The organism is Corynebacterium sp. AOP40-9SA-29 (assembly GCF_052377405.1).
Lineage (GTDB): Bacteria > Actinomycetota > Actinomycetes > Mycobacteriales > Mycobacteriaceae > Corynebacterium.
The window spans coordinates 83,731-101,115 of record NZ_JBQSWR010000002.1 but is presented as its reverse complement, the minus strand read 5'-3'; the positions used below and the strand labels follow the sequence as shown (position 1 = coordinate 101,115).

The 17,385-nt window shown below is 68.4% G+C and carries 15 protein-coding genes; 5 read left to right on the top strand and 10 right to left on the bottom strand.

What is annotated here, in order from left to right; all coding sequences use genetic code 11:
- Window positions 1-173: 173 nt before the first annotated feature.
- A complete protein-coding gene (locus ACT3SZ_RS04970; protein ID WP_444617169.1) occupies window positions 174-1,928 on the bottom strand; it encodes a proline--tRNA ligase in 1,755 nt (584 codons plus the stop codon).
- Between the two features lie 51 nt (window positions 1,929-1,979).
- On the opposite strand from ACT3SZ_RS04970, the gene yaaA reads away from it, so the two are divergent.
- Window positions 1,980-2,759, top strand: coding sequence for a peroxide stress protein YaaA (gene yaaA / locus ACT3SZ_RS04965; protein ID WP_444617167.1), 780 nt, complete (start codon window positions 1,980-1,982; stop codon window positions 2,757-2,759).
- A gap of 382 nt (window positions 2,760-3,141) precedes the next feature.
- Here yaaA and cobA read toward each other — a convergent pair whose 3' ends face one another.
- Together cobA and mqo are read right to left on the bottom strand one after the other, a co-directional pair.
- Window positions 3,142-4,176, bottom strand: a complete 1,035-nt coding sequence (gene cobA, locus ACT3SZ_RS04960) for a uroporphyrinogen-III C-methyltransferase (RefSeq protein WP_444617165.1) — start codon at window positions 4,174-4,176, stop codon at window positions 3,142-3,144.
- Window positions 4,177-4,198: 22 nt separating this feature from the next.
- Complete coding sequence (mqo, locus tag ACT3SZ_RS04955) at window positions 4,199-5,701, bottom strand: malate dehydrogenase (quinone) (protein WP_444617163.1); 1,503 nt, start codon at window positions 5,699-5,701, stop codon at window positions 4,199-4,201.
- A 202-nt stretch (window positions 5,702-5,903) separates the two neighbouring features.
- On the opposite strand from mqo, the gene ACT3SZ_RS04950 reads away from it, so the two are divergent.
- From ACT3SZ_RS04950 to ACT3SZ_RS04940, 3 genes are all read left to right on the top strand, one after another.
- Complete coding sequence (locus ACT3SZ_RS04950; protein ID WP_444617161.1) at window positions 5,904-7,046, top strand: alpha/beta hydrolase; 1,143 nt, start codon at window positions 5,904-5,906, stop codon at window positions 7,044-7,046.
- 146 nt (window positions 7,047-7,192) lie between these two features.
- A complete protein-coding gene (gene mtr, locus ACT3SZ_RS04945) occupies window positions 7,193-8,629 on the top strand; it encodes a mycothione reductase (RefSeq protein ID WP_444617160.1) in 1,437 nt (478 codons plus the stop codon).
- Between the two features lie 52 nt (window positions 8,630-8,681).
- The gene (locus ACT3SZ_RS04940; protein ID WP_444617158.1) at window positions 8,682-9,533 is read left to right on the top strand and encodes an SDR family oxidoreductase; all 852 of its coding nucleotides are present in this window, start codon (window positions 8,682-8,684) and stop codon (window positions 9,531-9,533) included.
- Window positions 9,534-9,619: 86 nt separating this feature from the next.
- Here the strand turns inward: ACT3SZ_RS04940 and ACT3SZ_RS04935 are convergent, their stop codons facing one another.
- The 7 genes from ACT3SZ_RS04935 to ACT3SZ_RS04905 all read right to left on the bottom strand — a co-directional run bounded on the left by ACT3SZ_RS04935 (window position 9,620) and on the right by ACT3SZ_RS04905 (window position 16,066).
- On the bottom strand, window positions 9,620-9,823 hold the full coding sequence (locus ACT3SZ_RS04935) for a hypothetical protein (protein ID WP_444617156.1): 204 nt from the start codon (window positions 9,821-9,823) through the stop codon (window positions 9,620-9,622).
- A gap of 143 nt (window positions 9,824-9,966) precedes the next feature.
- The gene (locus ACT3SZ_RS04930) at window positions 9,967-10,683 is read right to left on the bottom strand and encodes a TSUP family transporter (protein WP_444617154.1); all 717 of its coding nucleotides are present in this window, start codon (window positions 10,681-10,683) and stop codon (window positions 9,967-9,969) included.
- Window positions 10,680-12,077 carry an amidohydrolase family protein gene (locus ACT3SZ_RS04925; RefSeq protein WP_444617152.1) on the bottom strand — a complete coding sequence of 466 codons (1,398 nt, stop codon included), beginning with the start codon at window positions 12,075-12,077 and terminating at the stop codon, window positions 10,680-10,682. The genes ACT3SZ_RS04930 and ACT3SZ_RS04925 overlap by 4 nt, the downstream gene beginning before the upstream one ends.
- Window positions 12,074-13,426 carry a uracil-xanthine permease family protein gene (locus tag ACT3SZ_RS04920; protein WP_444617151.1) on the bottom strand — a complete coding sequence of 451 codons (1,353 nt, stop codon included), beginning with the start codon at window positions 13,424-13,426 and terminating at the stop codon, window positions 12,074-12,076. Before ACT3SZ_RS04920 ends, ACT3SZ_RS04925 begins: the two co-directional genes overlap by 4 nt.
- Window positions 13,427-13,547: 121 nt before the next feature.
- The gene (locus ACT3SZ_RS04915) at window positions 13,548-14,606 is read right to left on the bottom strand and encodes a substrate-binding domain-containing protein (RefSeq protein WP_444617149.1); all 1,059 of its coding nucleotides are present in this window, start codon (window positions 14,604-14,606) and stop codon (window positions 13,548-13,550) included.
- A 14-nt stretch (window positions 14,607-14,620) separates the two neighbouring features.
- Window positions 14,621-15,475, bottom strand: a complete 855-nt coding sequence (locus ACT3SZ_RS04910; protein WP_444617147.1) for an NINE protein — start codon at window positions 15,473-15,475, stop codon at window positions 14,621-14,623.
- A 69-nt stretch (window positions 15,476-15,544) separates the two neighbouring features.
- Window positions 15,545-16,066: a putative molybdenum carrier protein gene (locus ACT3SZ_RS04905; protein WP_444617146.1), complete on the bottom strand. Its 522-nt coding sequence runs from the start codon at window positions 16,064-16,066 to the stop codon at window positions 15,545-15,547.
- 93 nt (window positions 16,067-16,159) lie between these two features.
- Here ACT3SZ_RS04905 and ACT3SZ_RS04900 point away from each other — a divergent pair, with 93 nt between their 5' ends.
- Complete coding sequence (locus ACT3SZ_RS04900) at window positions 16,160-17,380, top strand: XRE family transcriptional regulator (RefSeq protein ID WP_444617145.1); 1,221 nt, start codon at window positions 16,160-16,162, stop codon at window positions 17,378-17,380.
- The last annotated feature ends 5 nt before the right edge of the window (window positions 17,381-17,385 follow it).

Below are 17,385 nucleotides of genomic sequence, written 5' to 3'. Positions count from 1 at the left end.
ATCTTCCGGCTCCCCGCGAGGCGGGAAACGTGTGGCTTATTCCTGTCCGAGACTCTCACCTCCTCGCGACTCGTAGCGTGCTGTGTGCACCTTGAGCGTACAGGTCGCCCAGGAGTCCCGCGAGCGACCTAAGGGCTCAAGGTGAGCATGGGCGACCGGACGGGCAAGGGCGTCTAGCCGCGGCGCTCCAGGAAGAGGTCCACCGCGGTGGTGTAGGCGATGTTGTCCACGTCGCCGGTGAGACGGTTGCGCAGCTCCACGGTGCCCTCGGCGAAACCACGGCCGACCACGAACACCAGCGGCACGCCCAGCAGCTCGGCGTCCTTGAACTTCACGCCGGGGCTGACCTTCGGGCGGTCGTCGAACAGTACCTCCAGGCCGGCCTCGGCCAGCTTGGCGGTCAGGTTCTCGGCGGCCTCGCCGGCGGCGGCGTCCTTGTTAGCAATGACCACGTGCACGTCATAGGGGGCGACCTCGCTGGGCCAGCGCAGACCCTTGTCGTCGTGCATCTGCTCGGCGAGTACGGCGATCAGCCGGGAGACACCCAGGCCGTAGGAGCCCATCGTGGGCACCGAACGCTTGCCGTTGACGTCCAGGATCTGCACGTCAAAGGCCTCGGTGTACTTGCGGCCCAGCTGGAAGATGTGGCCGATCTCGATGCCGCGTTCCAGGGTGAGCGTGCCCATGCCCTCCGGTGCCTCGTCGCCCTCGCGCACATTGGCGGCCTCGACGTAGCCGTCCGGGGTGAAGTCGCGTCCGGCGACCATGTTGACCACATGGTGGTTCGCCTTGTCCGCCCCGGTGATCCACGAGGTGCCGGTCACGATGCGCGGGTCGGCGAGCACGCGCACGTCGTTGTCCGCCAGGCCGCGCGGGCCAACGTAGCCCTTGGCCAGGAAGGGGTTGGCGGCAAAGTCCTTGTCGTCGGCGAGTTCCACCGTCGCCGGCTCGAGTGAGGCTTCCAGACGCTTCATGTCGGCCTCGCGGTCACCGGGCAGCAGCACACCGGTGAGCTCCGGCTCGCCGCCGGGCTCGGTGACCTTGACCAGCAGGCACTTGAGCGTATCGGTGAGCTGCACCTCCCGGCCGTCGACCGTGATGCCCTCGGTACGCGCCCACTGCACGAGCGAATCCATCGTCGGGGCGTCCGGCGTCTCGTACACGGTGGCCTCGGGCAGACCGTCCACCTCGCGCTCCTGCGGGTGCGGGGTCACGACGGCCTCGACGTTGGCGGCGTAGTCGCCGCCGGTGGCGCGCACGAAGGTGTCCTCACCATTCGGGGAGATCGCCAGGAACTCCTCGGAGGCCGAGCCACCCATCGCGCCGGACGTGGCCGCGCAGATCGCGTACTCCACGCCCAGCCGGTCGAAGACCGCCTGGTAGGCGCGACGGTGCGCCTGGTAGGCCGCCTCGAGGCCCTCGTCATCCATGGTGAAGGAGTAGGAGTCCTTCATGATGAACTCACGGCCGCGCAGGATGCCGGCACGCGGACGCTCCTCGTCGCGGTACTTGTTCTGGATCTGGTACAGGGTGACCGGGAAGTCCTTGTAGGAGTTGTACTCCCCCTTCACCAACGAGGTGAACAGCTCCTCGTGGGTGGGCCCCAGCAGGTAGTCCTGCCCCTTGCGGTCCTTGAGGCGGAACAGCGAGTTGCCGAACTCCTCCCAACGTCCCGATGCCTCATAAGCCTCGCGCGGCAGCAATGCCGGCAGACTGATCTCCTGGGCACCGATGGCGGCCATCTCCTCGCGGACGACCTTCTCCACGTTGCGCAGCACCCGAAGGCCCAGCGGCAGCCACGAATACACGCCAGGAGCCGCCCGGCGAATATACCCGGCACGCACCAGAAGTTTGTGGCTGGGGACCTCTGCGTCCGCAGGGTCGTCGCGCAGGGTGCGCAGGAAAAGGGACGACATCCGGGTGATCATGACCGGTACTCTAGTTCAAAGCAGTATGTGTGTATCGCTAGGGTGTACCGCATGTTTATCCTGCTCCCCCCGTCCGAAACCAAGGCCTCCGGCGGCGACGGTCCGGCCCTGGATCTCGACACCCTCTCATTTCCCTCACTGAACGAGATTCGGCGCCGCAATATCGCCGACCTCTCCGCCCTGGAACCGGACGCTGCGCTGGGCGTTCTCGGCATCTCCGAGACCCTGCGCGGCGAGGCGGAGGCCAACACCCGCCTGCTGTCCGCCCCCACCGTCCCTGCGATCCGACGCTACACCGGGGTGCTCTACGACGCCCTCGACGTGGCCACCCTTTCGGTGCCCGCCAGGGCCCGCCTGGGGGTGGGTTCGGCGCTCTTCGGTGTGCTCTCCGCCGACGACCCGGTGCCGCACTACCGGCTCTCGTCCGGCACGAAGTTGCCGACCCGCGACGAGCAGGACGCTTCGGCCACCCCTCCCACGATGAAGGCACGCTGGGGTTCGGCGGTGACCGAGGCGCTGCGGCAGGTGCCCGGCACGGTGGTTGACCTGCGCTCCGGGGGCTACCGCCAGCTCGGACGCCTACCCGGTGCGGTGACGGTGCGGGTGGAATCCGTGCGGGAGGACGGCTCGCGCAAGGTCGTCAGCCACTTCAACAAACACTACAAGGGCCTGCTGGCCCGCGAGCTGGCGTCGGCGGACGTGGATCTGACCACCCCGGGCGATGTGGAGGGAGTCGCCGAGATCGCCCGCAACGCCGGGCTGACCGTCGAGGTCAACGAGGCCAACAGCGCGGGGAAGGCCCCGGCGGACTCGCTGACGCTGGTGGTCTGAGCGGCCGCGGCCGGTGATGGCTGTTGTCGGCTGGTGTCGGCCGGAGATGCCTGAGGCCGCAAAAAGTGTTACCACTTTTCCAGCACCTCCGAGCGCAAAACCCCAGGTCACAGAAAATCCCGCCGCCGAAAAGTGGTAACACTTCTGTGCGGCGGGTCAGCGGCTGGGAGCGGCCGGGGACGAAATTCTCAAATTCTCAATCCGGCGCAAATCCTCAAATTCTCAAATTCTCAAAGCGCTGCCAGCGTCGCAAGAAGTGTTACCACTTTTCCAGCACCTCCGAGCACAAAACCCCAGGTCACAGAAAATCCCGCCGTCGAAATGTGGTAACACTTCCGTGCGGCGGGTCGGCGCCTCTCCGGCAGCGGGACCGTAAAGCGGATCAGCGGAACTGCGCCGCTTCGTCGATGCGCCGGGCCGCGGCCTCGCCGATGACGATGATCGCCGGTGAGCCGAGTCCCTGTTCCTCGATGGTCGAGCCCAGGGTGTCCAGAGTCGCGGTGGTGACGCGCTGCTGCGGGGTCGAAGCATTCTCCACCACGACCGCCGGCGTTGACGCGTCGCGTCCGCGGGCCACTAGTTCGGAAGCGATCGCCCCGGCGTTGCGCACGGCCATGATCAGCACCAGCGTGCCGGTCAGCCCCGCGACCGCCGGCCAGTTCACCAGCGACTTCGGGTGCCCCGGCGGCACATGGCCGGACACGACCGTGACGTCGTGGTTCAGGCCGCGGTGGGTCAGGGAGAGTCCGGCCGCCGCCGGCGCGGAGGTCACCGAGGTCACGCCGGGGATCACCCGCACGGGCACTCCGGCGTCCACGCAGGCCTGCACCTCCTCGTGGCCACGCCCGAAGATATAGGGGTCCCCGCCCTTGAGCCGTACCACCCGATGACCGGCCAATGCGCGCTCGACCATGAGCTCGTTGATGCGGTCCTGAGAGACCTGGCGGGAGTACGGGATCTTGGCCACATCGATGACCTCCGCACCCCGCTCGGCGGCCTCCTCGGCCAGCGTCACCGCGCCGAGGTGGTCGGCCAGGATGACATCGGCCTCCTGCACCGCGCGCACACCGGCGACGGTGACCAGGTCGGCGTCCCCCGGGCCACCGCCGACGAGTGTGACGGTGCCTTCAGCGCCGGCACTCGCACCGGTGGTCTCCCCCGCCCGGCGGTCGTCCACCGGGACGCCGTGTGCGGCGGCCCAGGCGACGGCGTCGGACGCTGCGTCCTGCGCGGTGGCCGCGGGTACGCGCACCAGCGCGAAATGCGCGCTCCCGGCGTCCCCCGGCACGTCCGCCCGAGCGTCCCCAGCACGTCCTACCGTCGGGACGGCCCCCTGGTCACGAAGCAGCTCGGCGGTGACGGCCGCGTCCGGGCCGTCCACCACGAGCACCGGCACACCGGTCAACACAAGACTCATGGTCGTGCAGTCTAGTCCCCTGCTAGTCGGCGAGCTTCAGGGTCTTCTGGCTGCGCTCCCACTGCTCGTTGAACAGCGCGGTGTCCTTGGAGATGCGTCCGCCGTAGGAGGGGATCATCTCCTTGAGCTTCGGGGCCCAGTCGGCCATGCGGTTGCCGAAGCAGCGCTCCAGCACCTCGATCATCGCTGAGGGGGCGATGGAGGCGCCCGGGGAGGCACCCATCAGGCCGGCGATCGAACCGTCACCGGAGTTGATCAGCGCGGTGCCGAACTCCAGGGAACCGAACTTCGGCGCACCGATCGGCTTGATGACCTGGACGCGCTGACCGGCGGTGACCAGCTCCCAGTCCTTGCCGTCAACGTTGGGCATGTACTCGCGCAGCGACTCCACGCGAGCAGCCTGGTCCTTGAGCAGCTCCTCGACGAGGTACTTCGTGAGCCCCATCTCCTGGGCTGCGACACCCAGGTAGGACGGGATGTTGCCCGGGCGCAGGGACTTGAACAGGTCCAGCAGCGAACCGTTCTTCAGGAACTTCGGCGTCCAGCCGGCGTACGGGCCGAACAGCAGGCCCTTCTTGCCGTCGATGATGCGGGTGTCCAGGTGCGGCACCGACATCGGCGGAGCACCCTTGGCAGCCTTGCCGTAGACCTTCGCCGAGTGCTGCTCGATGAGCTCCTCGTTGGTGCAGCGCAGCCACTCGCCGGAGATCGGGAAACCGGCGTAGCCGCGGATCTCCGGGATGCCGGCCTTCTGCAGCAGCGGCAGGGCCATTCCGCCGGCGCCGACGAACACGAAGTTCGCGTGCACGGTGGACTTGTCGCCGTTGTGCAGGTTCTTCACGGCGATCTTCCAGCCGGAACCCTCGCGGGTGATGTTGGTGACCTCGTTGCCGTAGCGCACCTCCACGCCCTCGGCCGTGACGGCGTCGAGGTACTGGCGGGTCAGGGCACCGTAGTTGATGTCCGTGCCGGCATCCGTCCAGGAGATCGCGACCGGCTCGTGGAAGTCACGGCCGTCGGCCATCAGCGGAAGCTTCTCGGAGAAGACCTCTTCCGAGTCGGTGTAGTGCATGTTCGGGAACAGCGTGTGGTCCTTCAGGGCCTCGTAGCGGGCCTTGATGTAGTCCACCTGTGCCGCGCCATGGCCGAAGGAGGTGTGCGGGGTCTGGTTGATCCACTCGCTGGGCTCGCCCAGGGTGCCGTTCTCCACGAGGTAGGACCAGAACTGGCGGGAGGCCTGGAACTTCTCGTTGATGCCCACGGCCTTGGAGATGTCGATCTTGCCGTTGACCTCGGGCGTGTAGTTGAGCTCGCACAGGGCCGAGTGGCCGGTGCCGGCGTTGTTCCACGGCGAGGAAGACTCGGCCCCGGGGACGTCCATGCGCTCGATAATCAGCTGGCTCCAGTCGGGCTGGAGCTGACGCAGCATCACGGACAGGGTGGTGGAGATGACACCGGCGCCGATGAGGGCGACGTCGACGTGATCATTCTGGGAAGGTGACACGTTAAGCTCAATCCTTTTCATCGCTGCTTGTTCGCCGCAACCCGGTGACCGTCCGGACCGCCTTCGGGGCAGTCCCATAAATCACACGCGGCGTCCACAATGGTGTGATGATACGTCCCGAGTCGCGCGCCGGTACAACCCGCCCCCACCGCCGGCGCCGTGACCGGCCCTGCCCCCGCACACCACGACGGGCCGCACCCACCGGGCACTAGACTTGCCTTCCGTGAACGCCCTCAGCCACCAGAACCTCGCCAGCGTCCTCTCCCATCCCCTCGGACAAAGCGTCCATGAGCTGGACTTCGACCCCGATCTCCTGGGTGTCGGGTACACCTGTCACACCGTAGATTTCGGGATCGACCCCGACGAGGAGACCTCCACCGGACGTGGGGGTGAACCAGGCACCGTCTGCGCCACCCTCGTCCGCTACCGCCCGCAGGACACACCGGAATGGGGGGAGCGTCCGGCGGTGCTGTTCGTGCACGGCATGACCGACTTCTTCTTCCAGACCCACGTCGCCGAACACTTCCACGGACTCGGCTACGCCGTCTACGGCATCGACCTGCGCAAGTGCGGACGCTCCCACCGCGAAGGCCAGACCTGGCACCACGTGAGCTCGCAGTCCCTGTACGACGAGGACCTCGCCGTGGCGCTCTCACTGCTCAGCGCCGGCCACGGCAGCACCACCCTGGTGGGCCACTCCACCGGCGGGTTGGACCTCACGATGTTCGTCGCCCGGCTGCACGCCGCCGCCCGTCTCGGCGACGAGGCCCGCGGCGTCCTGCACGACAGCGTGGACGCCGTCGTCCTGAACAGCCCGTGGCTGGACCTGCAGTTCGACGCCGCGACGAACTTCATCATCCGACGGCTCTTCCCACTGGTCGCCGGCATCTGGCCGAAATGGCACGTGCCCGGTGGCATCAACCCCAGCTACGGCTACAGCCTGCACGTCTCGCGCAACGGCGAGTGGGATTACGACCTGGAGTTGAAGCCGACCTCGCCGCGTCCCAAGCAAGTCAGCTGGCTGGTCGGGGTGAGCAAGGAGATCAACAAACTGCACACCGGCGGGTTCTCCACCGGAGTGCCCACCCTGCTGTTGTGCTCCGACGAGCACGGGGAAGGGCGCATGGTGGCGGATACGTCGGATGGCGCCGGCGACTCGGGTGCGAAGGTGCCGGAGCCGAGCTCGTATGTGACGGACACGGTGCTGCGTCCGTCGCAGATGGTGGCCGCTGCCCCGCTGGTCGATCCGTCCTGTGAGGTGCGCGTGGTGCCAGGAGCGATGCACGACATCTTCTTGTCCTCCCCCGCGGTGCGCGCCGAGGCCTTCGCCGCCGTCGACGCCTGGCTCCCCGGCACCGCGGAGTAACTAGCTGGTGAAATAGTCGCCCCTCCAGGAAGGGTTTTGGGCCGATCGGCTACCTGGAAGGGTGATCGCGCTGCATCCGCGCGACAAGCAGGCGACAAGCAGGCGTCCCCGGGAGCCGGCACGCGCCGCTGCGTACCATCGGGGGAATGACTGAGACTCCAGAACACTTCGACCTGATCATCGTGGGCACCGGCTCGGGCAACTCCATCCCCGAGGAACTCAACGACCGCCGGATCGCCATCGTGGAGAAGGGCATCTTCGGCGGGACCTGCATCAACGTCGGCTGCATCCCGACGAAGATGTACGTCTACGCCGCCGACGTCGCCCGCGAACTGTCGGACGCCGGACGCTACAACCTCTACCCCATCGGCGGTGCCGCGGCCGCGCCGATGCCCGTCGCCGGCTGGCGGGTCGACTGGGAGGCGCTGAAGGAGCGCGTCTTCGGCAAGAGAATCGACCCGATCTCCCGCGGCGGCGAGCAGTACCGACGCGGCGAGGAGACGCCGAACATCACCCTGTTCAGCGACATTGCGTCCTTCACCGGCGAGCGCACCCTGCGCATCGGCGAGGGGCAGGACGCCCGGACGATCACCGGTGACCAGGTGATCCTCGCAACCGGCACGCGCACGTGGGTGCCGCCGGTGATCGAGGCGTCCGGCGTGCCTTATCGCACGAACATCGACGTGATGCGCATGGAGAACCTGCCGCGCACGATGGTCATCCTCGGCGGCGGCATCATCGCCGTGGAGTTCGCCCACGTCTTCTCCGCGCTGGGGGTGGACGTGACGGTCATCAACCGCTCTGAGCGCCTACTGCGCCGCTTCGACGAGACGGTGTCCTCGCGTTTCACCGAGGCGTCCGGCTCGCAGTGGACGAACGTGCTGGGACGCACCGTCACCGATGCGCGCGCCGATGGCGGTCTGGTCACGCTCACGCTGGACGACGGACGCGAGATCGCCGCCGACGAGTTGCTCCTCGCCCAGGGCCGTGTGCCCAATGGTGACCTGCTCAATGCGTCGGCCGGCGGCGTGGACTTGGCCGAGGACGGACGCATCCTCGTCGACGATTACGGCCGCACATCCGCCGCCGGGGTGTGGGCGCTCGGCGACGCCGCCAATGAACTGCAGCTCAAGCACGTGGCGAACCAGGAGGCCCGCGCGGTATTCCACAACGTCGCTGCAGAGCCGGCTGAGCTCGAGAAGTTCAAGCACGACAACGTGCCCGGCGGCATCTTCTCCCACCCGCAGATCGGGTACGTGGGCATGAGCGAGGACGAGGCGCGCGCCTGGGCGTCCGACAACGGCCGCACCGTCACGGTGAAGGTGCAGGAGTACTCCGACGTGGCCTACGGCTGGGCGATGGAGGACACCACCGGCTTCTGCAAGCTCATCGCCGACGCCGACTCGCACCGCCTGCTCGGCGCCCACATCATGGGCCCGCAGGCCGCCACGTTGATCCAGTTGCTGGTCACCGCCATCGAGTTCGACCTGGACCTGCAGGACTTCGCCACGAAGCAGTACTGGCCGCACCCCTCGCTCAGCGAGCTGGTGGAGAACGCGGTGCTGGGCCTGGAGCTGCGGTAGGTTCGACAGTAGGTTTGTAGCCGAAACCCCCTACTTCTCAGGAGGCCCGACGATGCGATGCGTGGTGACCGGAGCAGCGTCCGGGATAGGACGTGAGGTCGCGTTGCGCCTGGCGCGCGAGGGCCACGAGGTGGCGCTGGTCGACCGGGATGAGGAGGGTTTGGACGCCACGGCGCGCGATGTCACCGGCATCCGCCCCGGTGCCCTACTGGACGACCAGGTGCTCGACCTCACCGATATCGATGAGGTGCGCGCGTGGGCGTCGCGGGTCACCGGGGAGTTCGGCGCACCGGACGAGGTGTTCCACGTCGCCGGCATCGCGATCTGGGGCGATCCGCGCACGCTGCCGCACGACAAGTGGGTCAAGGTCATCGACGTGAACCTGATGGGTACGGTGCACGTGGTCGAGGCGCTGGCCCCGGCGATGGCCGAGGCGGGGAAGATCGGTACCGGACGCCATGCGCGTCCACGCCGGCTGTGCTGCGTGTCCTCGGCGGCCGGCTTCATCGGCTTGCCGTGGCATGCCGCCTACGCCGCATCCAAGGGCGGGGTGTTGGGCATGTGCGAGGTGCTGCGCTTCGACCTGGCACCGCACGGGGTGAGCGTGCACGTCGCCGTGCCGGGTGCGGTGGATACCCCGCTGGTGCGCACCATCGACATCGACGGGGTGGACAAGTCCGCCAAGCGGGTGGCGAAGGTGACGAAGCTCTTCCAGGGGCATGCCGCCAGCCCCGCCGAGGCCGCGGACAGAATCGTGGATGGCACGCGAAAGGGCCGATACATGGTCTACACCAGCGCCGACATCCGGGTGGGCCGGTGGGCGCAGGTCAATATGCCGTGGGCATACCGGGCGGTCATGAGGCTGCTGAACCGGGGTTTCCGCTGGGCAGCGAAGGGGCAGTAGGGGCCACCTCTCCCCTAGACAGCAAGCAACCCCACAGGGTGGCGTGACCATCCTGCGGGGTTGCTCGCTGCGGTGGCGGCGCGAACCTAGTTCGAGGAGCCGCCGGCGCTGCCGATGACATCGGCGATGGAGCCGGAGATGTCCTGGTTGTGCTCGCCGCTGCCGATGGTGCCCTCGATGCCCGCGGCGGACCCGCCGACGGAGTCGATGACCTGCTTGACGCCCTGCCAGAGGCCGTGCAGGAGGGTGGAGATGCCGTCGCCGAGGGAGCTGACAATGCTGAGATCCATGTGAATCTACCTTTCGTGAGGTGTGTAGTAAATACCGTTTACGGTGTCTCTGCTTGTAGATGGTAGCCGATCGTTACCGTACCGTGACATAAATGGGGGAAATAGTACCCCCGAAACGGAAATCGGGTGTGCCTGAGCACAGGTCAGAACAGGGCCTGCACCAGCAACACCACACCGGAGACGATCGAGAACACGATCACCGGCATCCGCAGTTCCAGGCGCGGGAATCGTCGCACCACCACGGTGCTGCAGAGCGTACCCAGCACGACCGCGGGCAGCAGGGCTGCAGAGTCGCCGAGCCAGCTCGCCGACGTCGATCCGCTGAGTACCAGCCCCGCCAAGGAGACCACCTCGCCGATGAGGAAACAGCTCGCCACCGTGGAGCGAATCACCGCAGGTCGCGCATGTTGATACACCAGACCCATCGGGGGGCCGCCCACACCGGTGGCCGTCTCGCTGATCCCGGTCACCGCCCCAGCGGCAAGGAACGCCCACCGCGACGGGTTGAACGGCGGAGCGAACAGACTGACCAGGGCCGCACCGATCGTGACACCTGCGACCAGCAGGGTCAGCCCAGTGGTCGACAGGGCAGCAACCAACAGCAGTCCCACGGCGGTGAACACGATGCGCGAGGCACTGATCCAGCCGAGGCCCCGCAGGTCGATGCTGCGCCATTCACGGGCGGCGACGAAAGCGTTGAGCGGCAGCATGAGCACCAGCAGCGTCGTCGGCAGCAGTTCCGGGGCCAGCAGACCTGCGACCGGAGCCACGATCAGGGCAAAACCAATGCCGCTGACACCCTGCACTGTTGCGGCGACGAAGACGGTGAGCGACAGCACCACCAGGGCCACTACACTCACAGGCCGGCCCGCCGGCAGGCCGAGCGGGACGCCTGTGCGGCGTCCTCCAGAAGGCCCCTGAGGCCGCCGCCGTCACCACCGCCAAGGAACAGCGGTTCGCCATCAACAACCCGGGGAGTTCCGTCGGTCACCACGGCGCGGATCTGGTCGCGGTTGCCGAGGCGTACCAGTTCCCACACCAGGTCCACCGGGGCGATGAAGTCGGGGGTGGCGAGGTCGAGAACGAGGAAGTCAGCCCGGCGTCCTGCGGTGATCGCACCGGTGACCTCTCCGAGGCCGACGGCGTCGGCACCACCGGAGGTGGCGGCGCGCATCCAGGCGTCTCCTCCCCCGGCGACGGGGTCGCCGACCTCGATGGCGGAGGCGAAGCGTTGTGCGGTCTCCGCGGCGTCCATCAGGCGGAAGGCGTCGGCGCGGGTGCCGTCGGTGCCGAGTCCGGTGCGGGTGCCGAGGGCGAGCAAACTCAAGGCGTCGGCGATGACGTTGCCCTTCCACGCGCTGGCCACGGGGTTGTAGGACCATGCGGCCCCGGAGTCGGCGAGCAGGATCTTTTCCTGCGGGGTGAGCAGCGTGGCGTGCGCCGCGAGCAGCCAAGGACCCACGGCACCGGCCTCGTGCAGGACGCCGAGAGGACGCTTGCCGGTGGCCAGCAGGGAGCGTTCCACCCCGGCGAGGTGCTCATTGACGTGGGTCTGCAGCACCGCGCCGGCCTCTTCGCACAGGCGCGCCAGGCGCGTGAGCGTCTCCGGTTCGGCCATTTCCGGGGTGGCCACGGCGACGGAGCCGCGCACCTGCGCGTCGTCGAAGCGGGCCAGGTGCGCCTCGGCGGCGCGCACCGCGTCCTGCGAACTTCCTGCCCCGGGGCCGCGGTCGTGGCAGATTCCTCCGAGCACGAGCCGGACGCCAGCCTGGCGGGCTTCATCGGCGATGATGCCCAGGTCATGCGGTGCGCGCGCACCGGCATCGGCGACGGTGGTGAAGCCGCCGAGCAGGGCGTCAACCACGCCCAGGCGTGCGCTCACGGCGAGTTCGTCTTCGGTAAGCGCGCCTTCCAAGGGCACCCAGACGCGCTTGAAGATCTCGGAGGGTTCACCAAAAGCGTAAGGACGGCCCAGCGTCTGCGCGAGGTGCTGGTGGCAGTCGACCATGCCCGGCACCACGGCGTGGCCCGGCAGATCGACCACCGGCAGGTGACCGTAGGTCTCCGGCAGCGCGGCGCGCTCGCCAACCCAGGCGAAGGCGCCGTCCTGCACGACGACGGCCTGGTCGGACGCCATCGTCGCAGCGTCCTGCGCAGCGTCCGGCGCAGCGTCCTGCCCAGCGTCCTGCCCAGTAACGTAGGTGTGCTCGGCGGTGAGGACGTAGGCGTCCGGGAGGTTGTTCAGTGCGGTCATGGGAGGGCCTCCTCGGGGGTCGGGGTGGAGCGGTCGGACGGTGCGGGTTCGTCGGTTCGGCGCCTGAGCAGCAGGAGTCCGGCGACGAGCATGCCGACGAGGGCGGACATCGTGACCCCATTGCCGAGCAGCAGGCGCAGGTCGGCCGGCAGCCCGGCGTAGAGGCCAGGGGTGAGGATCGGCAGCAGGCCGGCGGCGAATCCGGCGGTGGCGACGAGGAAGTTGCGGTCGTCGTTCATGTCGATCGTGCGGAACATGCGCAGCCCGGAGACGATGATCATGGTGAAGGCGTAGACGGCGGTGCCGCCGATGACCGGTTCCGGGATCGACTGGATCACGTCGGCGACCGGGCCGAGCACGGCGATCAGTACCAGCAGCACGCCGGCCAGAGCAGTCACGTACCGGCTGGTGACACCGGTGGCGCGCACGATGCCGATGTTCTCTCCACTGGTGAGCATCGTCTGGCCGCCGAAGGGGGCGGCGAAGAGGGAGGTCAGGGCGTCGCCACGCACGGTGCCGGCGATGGTGCGCGAGCGGTCGATCTTCTTGCCCACGATATCGGCGTTGAGCATCGTCTGGCCGGTGGCCTCGGCCATGGAGCCGATGCTGAACACCAGCAGCGGGACCGCGGCGACCAGGTTGAACTCGATACCGCCGAAGGGCATCCAGACCGGGTGGCGCAGGGCGTCGGTCGGCGCGGTGAGTTCGAAGTGGCCGGTCACCGCGGCGAGCACGCTGCCGATGACCATGCCGAGCAGGATCGCGACCGGGCGCAAGGCCTTCGGCAGCACGACCTGCAGCACGATGATCACGGCCACGGTCGCTGCGGCTAGTCCGAGGGCCCACAGGGGTGCCTCGTCCTCGCTGGAGATCAGTCCGCCGGAGATCCGGACCACGTTGACCCCGATCACGGTGATCATCACGGCGAGCACCACCGGGGGAACGACCTTCACGATCACCCCGGCGACCGGGGACAGCACCAGGCACACCGCGGCGGACACCAGGACGGCGCCGCTGGCCACGGGGGCGGAATGCTCGGTGGCGATCTGGATGAAGATGGCCACCGCGGCACCGCCGGGCAGCATGACGAAGGGCAGTTTCGCGCCGAAGCGCAACCGGCCAAGTGTTCCGATGGACTGCAGGACGGCACCGACGCCGCAGGCGATCAGCGTGACGCACAGAACGTTGCGGGTGGCACTGGCGTCCAGTTGCAGTGCGGCGCTGATGAGGAAGACCGAGGCAATGGGCCCGGAGATCATCACCACCACGTGCTGCAGCGCCAGGACGAGGGCCTTCGGCCAGGGTGGCATGGTGTCGACGGGGTGGGTGTGCTGGGCGGGTGCGGTCATGGTGATCCTCTCGCGACCGTGGGGACGTGGCACGGCCATGCGGGTGACGACAGTGGCTTAAATCGATTTAATGCCAACCCGGGACATGATGCCAGACCCTCTCGCAGGGTTTTACAGAGGCTTAACCTTTTTCGCCAGCTTCTGCCCCCGCTTCGCGATGTGTGGACGCCCGGGCCACCAGCCCGGGTGCGGCAACCGTGCGCCGCAGCGCATCCGGCACGTCCCCGTGCGAACTGCGCGCCGCATGCTCGACCAGCAGATCCACGCAGGCCTGAGCCAAGGCGGCCATGTCCAGATCCAGGCAGGTCACGGGCGGATCGGCCTCGCGCGCCCGCGGCCCATCAAAGTTCGTGACGACCATCAGGTCGCCCGGCACGGTGCGCCCCAGCTCCCCCGCCGCCTGCAGGACGCCCAAGGCCAGGACGTCCGTCGGCGCGTACACCGCGTCCACGTCCGGAGCGTCCTGCAGCATGCGCCGGGCCGCGAGGCGTCCGGCCTGCTGTCCCCCTGCCGCCGGGGCGTACCCCACCGTGACCGGCACAGATCCAGCGTCCGCCGACTGCAGGTAGTCCGCGACCGTGCACGACACCGAGTTGCGCTCCTGCGACAGCAGGACGCCCACCTGGTGCGCGCCGCGTTCCACGAGGTGCGCGAGCGCGACGTCCGCGCCGGAATGACCGCGGTCAACCACCGCATCCACGGCGAGCCCCGGCACGTCCCCCACGCTGACGGTACGCACGCCACGGGCGCGCAAGGACGCGCACAGCGGCTCGTCCTCCCGCGGTTCGATGATCACCGCGGCATCGACATCGATGCTGTCGAGCACCGCCTCATCGTCGTCGGCATCCCCGCCGAGCGGCGGGAGCAGCAGCATCGAGTATCCACGCGCCATGAGCAGTCGCGACAACGGCAAAGCCAGGGCCAGTTGGAAGCTGAAACCCGAGTCCTCACCAGCGACCGCAGTGGGCACCGTGGTGATCAGTGCGACGCACTTCGACGGTGCCCCGCGCAGCCGCCGTGCCCGCACATCGGGACGGTAACCGAGGCGGTCGGCGGCATCGCGCACCCGCTGCCGGGTGGCATCACTCGGGCCGGGGCGATCGTTGAGCACCAACGACACCGTGGCGCGGGACACCTGGGCCTCGGCGGCAACGTCGGCGATCGTGGCGGGAGTCTTCACCCCGGACAGTGTAGTTAAGACAACGGGTAGCCCTCGGCGTCGCGGCCGTAGCGGCCGCTACCGACAAGGATCAGGACGAACTCGACCAAGGCCCAGATACACAGCGCGAGCATCATGACCGCCGCCAGCAGCAACAGCACAGCACCGGAGCCGACCATGGCGTCGTTCGATTCGTAGTACACCGTGCCGGCCATGGAGGTGTAGGCCTCGGCCTCGAGACCGACAAAGACCAAGGTGTACGCACCGATCATGAGCACCCACGAGACGACCATGATGATCAGCTGCGCGATCGCCCGGCCCTTGTTGCCGATGTAGAAGTTGTGGGCACCGAAGCCGCCGAGGAAGAACGCGAACAGCGCCGCGGCAACCTTCGACTTGCGCGACAGCGGCGGCGCACCGTAGCCCTGCGGCCCCGGGTAGCCTGCCGAGTATCCGCCCTGGTAAGTGCCCTGGTAGCCGCCCTGCTGGGCGCCGGGGTAGGCGCCCGGGTAGGACGCACCGGCAGCGTTCGCGCCAGCCTGGGAGGAACCGCCGGGGTACGGCGGGAGGCCCTGCGTGGCGCTAGCGCCGTCCGCACTGCCGGCGCTCTCCGAGTAACCCGGGTAGCCCGGCATCGGCTGCTCCTGGTTGTAACCCTGGCTGTAGCTCTGGCTATAGCTCTGGCCGTACCCGTGTCCGTAGGCCTGGGTCTGCTGGTCGGCGGGTGCCTCCGCGGTGTCCATTCCGGACCAACGGCCCTTGGGCGCCTCGGTGCCCGCCGGGGTCTCGGGGGCGTCAGGTGCCTCAGGGGTCTCAGGCACCTGCGGCGCGTCAGAGTTGTCGGACGAGTCCGGGAAGGGGCTGTCCGAGGGCTTGGAGGAGTCGGTCACGGTGCTCTCCATCATAAGTGTTGACGACATAACGGTTTGAAGACTGTGGGAAGCATACCTTGTGTTCCCTCACCGCGGTTGACCGGCATTAATAATCTCGTGAAGCAGCCCGGACGACGCCGCATAAGCTCCCGCCCACTCGCTCTCCCGCGGCCCGGCGACGTTGATCTCCAGGGCCCTCCCCGCGGCCGCCCGCAACCCGCGCAGCCAGGTGACTGCGTCCTGCGCTCCCCCTGCGCCGACCACCAGACAGGGCCGGTCGTAGCCGGCGGCGAGCCGCTCGGTGAGTTCGGTCCCCGGGGAGGACGCACCGGTGCCGGTGAGGATCAGCGTCGCGTCGCTGTCACGGACGTTCCATTCCGTGCGCTGGGCGGGATCCGCCGACGGGGTTTCCGACAGTTCCGGGTAGTCGACCAGCAGGCCTGGGGCGCTGGGACGGTCCTCCGCCCAACCGCCGGCCGGACACCAGCCGGTGATCGCGACCCCGGCGGCCCTCGCCGCGTCGAGCGCTCCCCTGTCGACCCCGGACTGTCCGCCGGAACGGATGACGGAGACGAACTCGTGGGGGCCTGCATGATGATGTGGTGTCACGTCCCGCGACTGTAGCGTGGAACCAGTCCACCTTCGTCGCCACACCCCAGACGCCGGCAACTCGGCCGGCCCACGACATCGGAGGCAAAAACGATGTCCTCTTCACCGTCCTCGTCACCATCGACTGACCCGCTTGCCCACGCGTCCTCGATCCGTGCGCTGAGCGGCGACCGGATCGAGGCCGCCCGGGCCCGTCGCGGCCTGAGCAAGGCCGAGGCCGCACGTCGTAGTGGGATCACCGCCAGGACGTGGACCAGGTACGCCTCCGAAGGTGCGCCCGCGACCGCTGCCCCGGCGCTGACCGAAGCGCTGGGTTTCAGCGCGTCCTTCTTCACCGGCGGTCCCCTGCCCCCACTGGCCGCCGAGGGCGTCAACTTCCGCGCCGGACGTCGTGCCAGCGCCGCACACCGGCACGCCGCGATCGCCGCCGGCACGTTCGGCGTCCTGGTCGACCAGTGGATCGACGCCCGGTTCACCCGACCGTCCTGGGACTCCTCGGAGGCCCCCGGTGCCGACGCACTGCCGCCCGATAACCCGGAACTCGCCGCGCGCAGCCTGCGGTACATGTGGGGCCTGGGCACCAGCCCGCTGCCCAACCTCGTACAGATGTGCGAGTCGCGCGGCATCCGGGTATACGGCCTGCCGCCCCTCGCAGAGTCGGTCGAAGCCTTCTCTGGATGGTGCGACACCACCCCCTACATCTTCATCGCCCGTCGCAAGACCCCTGAACGCTCCCGATTCGACGTCGCCCACGAACTCGGCCACCTGTTGCTGCACGACGCCGCGTCCGCCGGGATCGGTACGCCTTGCGCGGCGGGCGCCAGCCAGGAACAGGAAGCCGACCGCTTCGCCGCAGAGTTCCTCATGCCGTCCACCGCGACCCGGGCGAACCTCCCCCACAATCCGTCCGTGGACCAGGTCCTGGGCTTCCGTCGGCGTTTCGCCGTGTCCGCCATGGCCACGGCCCGGTCGCTTCTTCGCGCGGGACGCATCGACGATGCTGGCTACCAGCGCCTCTGCTCCGCGCTCGCGCGCCGCGGCTTCCGCAACGCGGAGCCCGGCGGCATGGCCCACCATGAGCGCTCACGGGTGTTCACCCACGTCTTCAGCCCCTCGGCCGGTGAGAAACGAACCTCGGCCGCGACGATAGCCGCGGACCTGAGTCTGCCTGTCGAGGACGTCCACGCGCTGACCTTCAATACCGAGGTTCGTCCCCTCCCCTCCGTCGACGAGGCAGCCGGCCATCCCACCGCCACTCTCCCCTCCCGTGCGCACCGCCCCTCGATGACGGTGCTCCCCGGTGGTGCGGGGTAGTCGAC

What these genes read in the sequence shown, in the direction of transcription:
- ACT3SZ_RS04920 (WP_444617151.1), bottom strand. Translation starts at nt 13,426, where the DNA reads ATGACCGCACCCGCCCAGCACACCCACCCCGTCGACACCATGCCACCC.
- ACT3SZ_RS04940 (WP_444617158.1), top strand. Translation starts at nt 8,682, where the DNA reads ATGCGATGCGTGGTGACCGGAGCAGCGTCCGGGATAGGACGTGAGGTC.
- mtr (WP_444617160.1), top strand. Translation starts at nt 7,193, where the DNA reads ATGACTGAGACTCCAGAACACTTCGACCTGATCATCGTGGGCACCGGC.
- yaaA (WP_444617167.1), top strand. Translation starts at nt 1,980, where the DNA reads ATGTTTATCCTGCTCCCCCCGTCCGAAACCAAGGCCTCCGGCGGCGAC.
- cobA (WP_444617165.1), bottom strand. Translation starts at nt 4,176, where the DNA reads ATGAGTCTTGTGTTGACCGGTGTGCCGGTGCTCGTGGTGGACGGCCCG.
- ACT3SZ_RS04925 (WP_444617152.1), bottom strand. Translation starts at nt 12,077, where the DNA reads ATGACCGCACTGAACAACCTCCCGGACGCCTACGTCCTCACCGCCGAG.
- ACT3SZ_RS04900 (WP_444617145.1), top strand. Translation starts at nt 16,160, where the DNA reads ATGTCCTCTTCACCGTCCTCGTCACCATCGACTGACCCGCTTGCCCAC.
- ACT3SZ_RS04970 (WP_444617169.1), bottom strand. Translation starts at nt 1,928, where the DNA reads ATGATCACCCGGATGTCGTCCCTTTTCCTGCGCACCCTGCGCGACGAC.
- ACT3SZ_RS04935 (WP_444617156.1), bottom strand. Translation starts at nt 9,823, where the DNA reads ATGGATCTCAGCATTGTCAGCTCCCTCGGCGACGGCATCTCCACCCTC.
- mqo (WP_444617163.1), bottom strand. Translation starts at nt 5,701, where the DNA reads ATGAAAAGGATTGAGCTTAACGTGTCACCTTCCCAGAATGATCACGTC.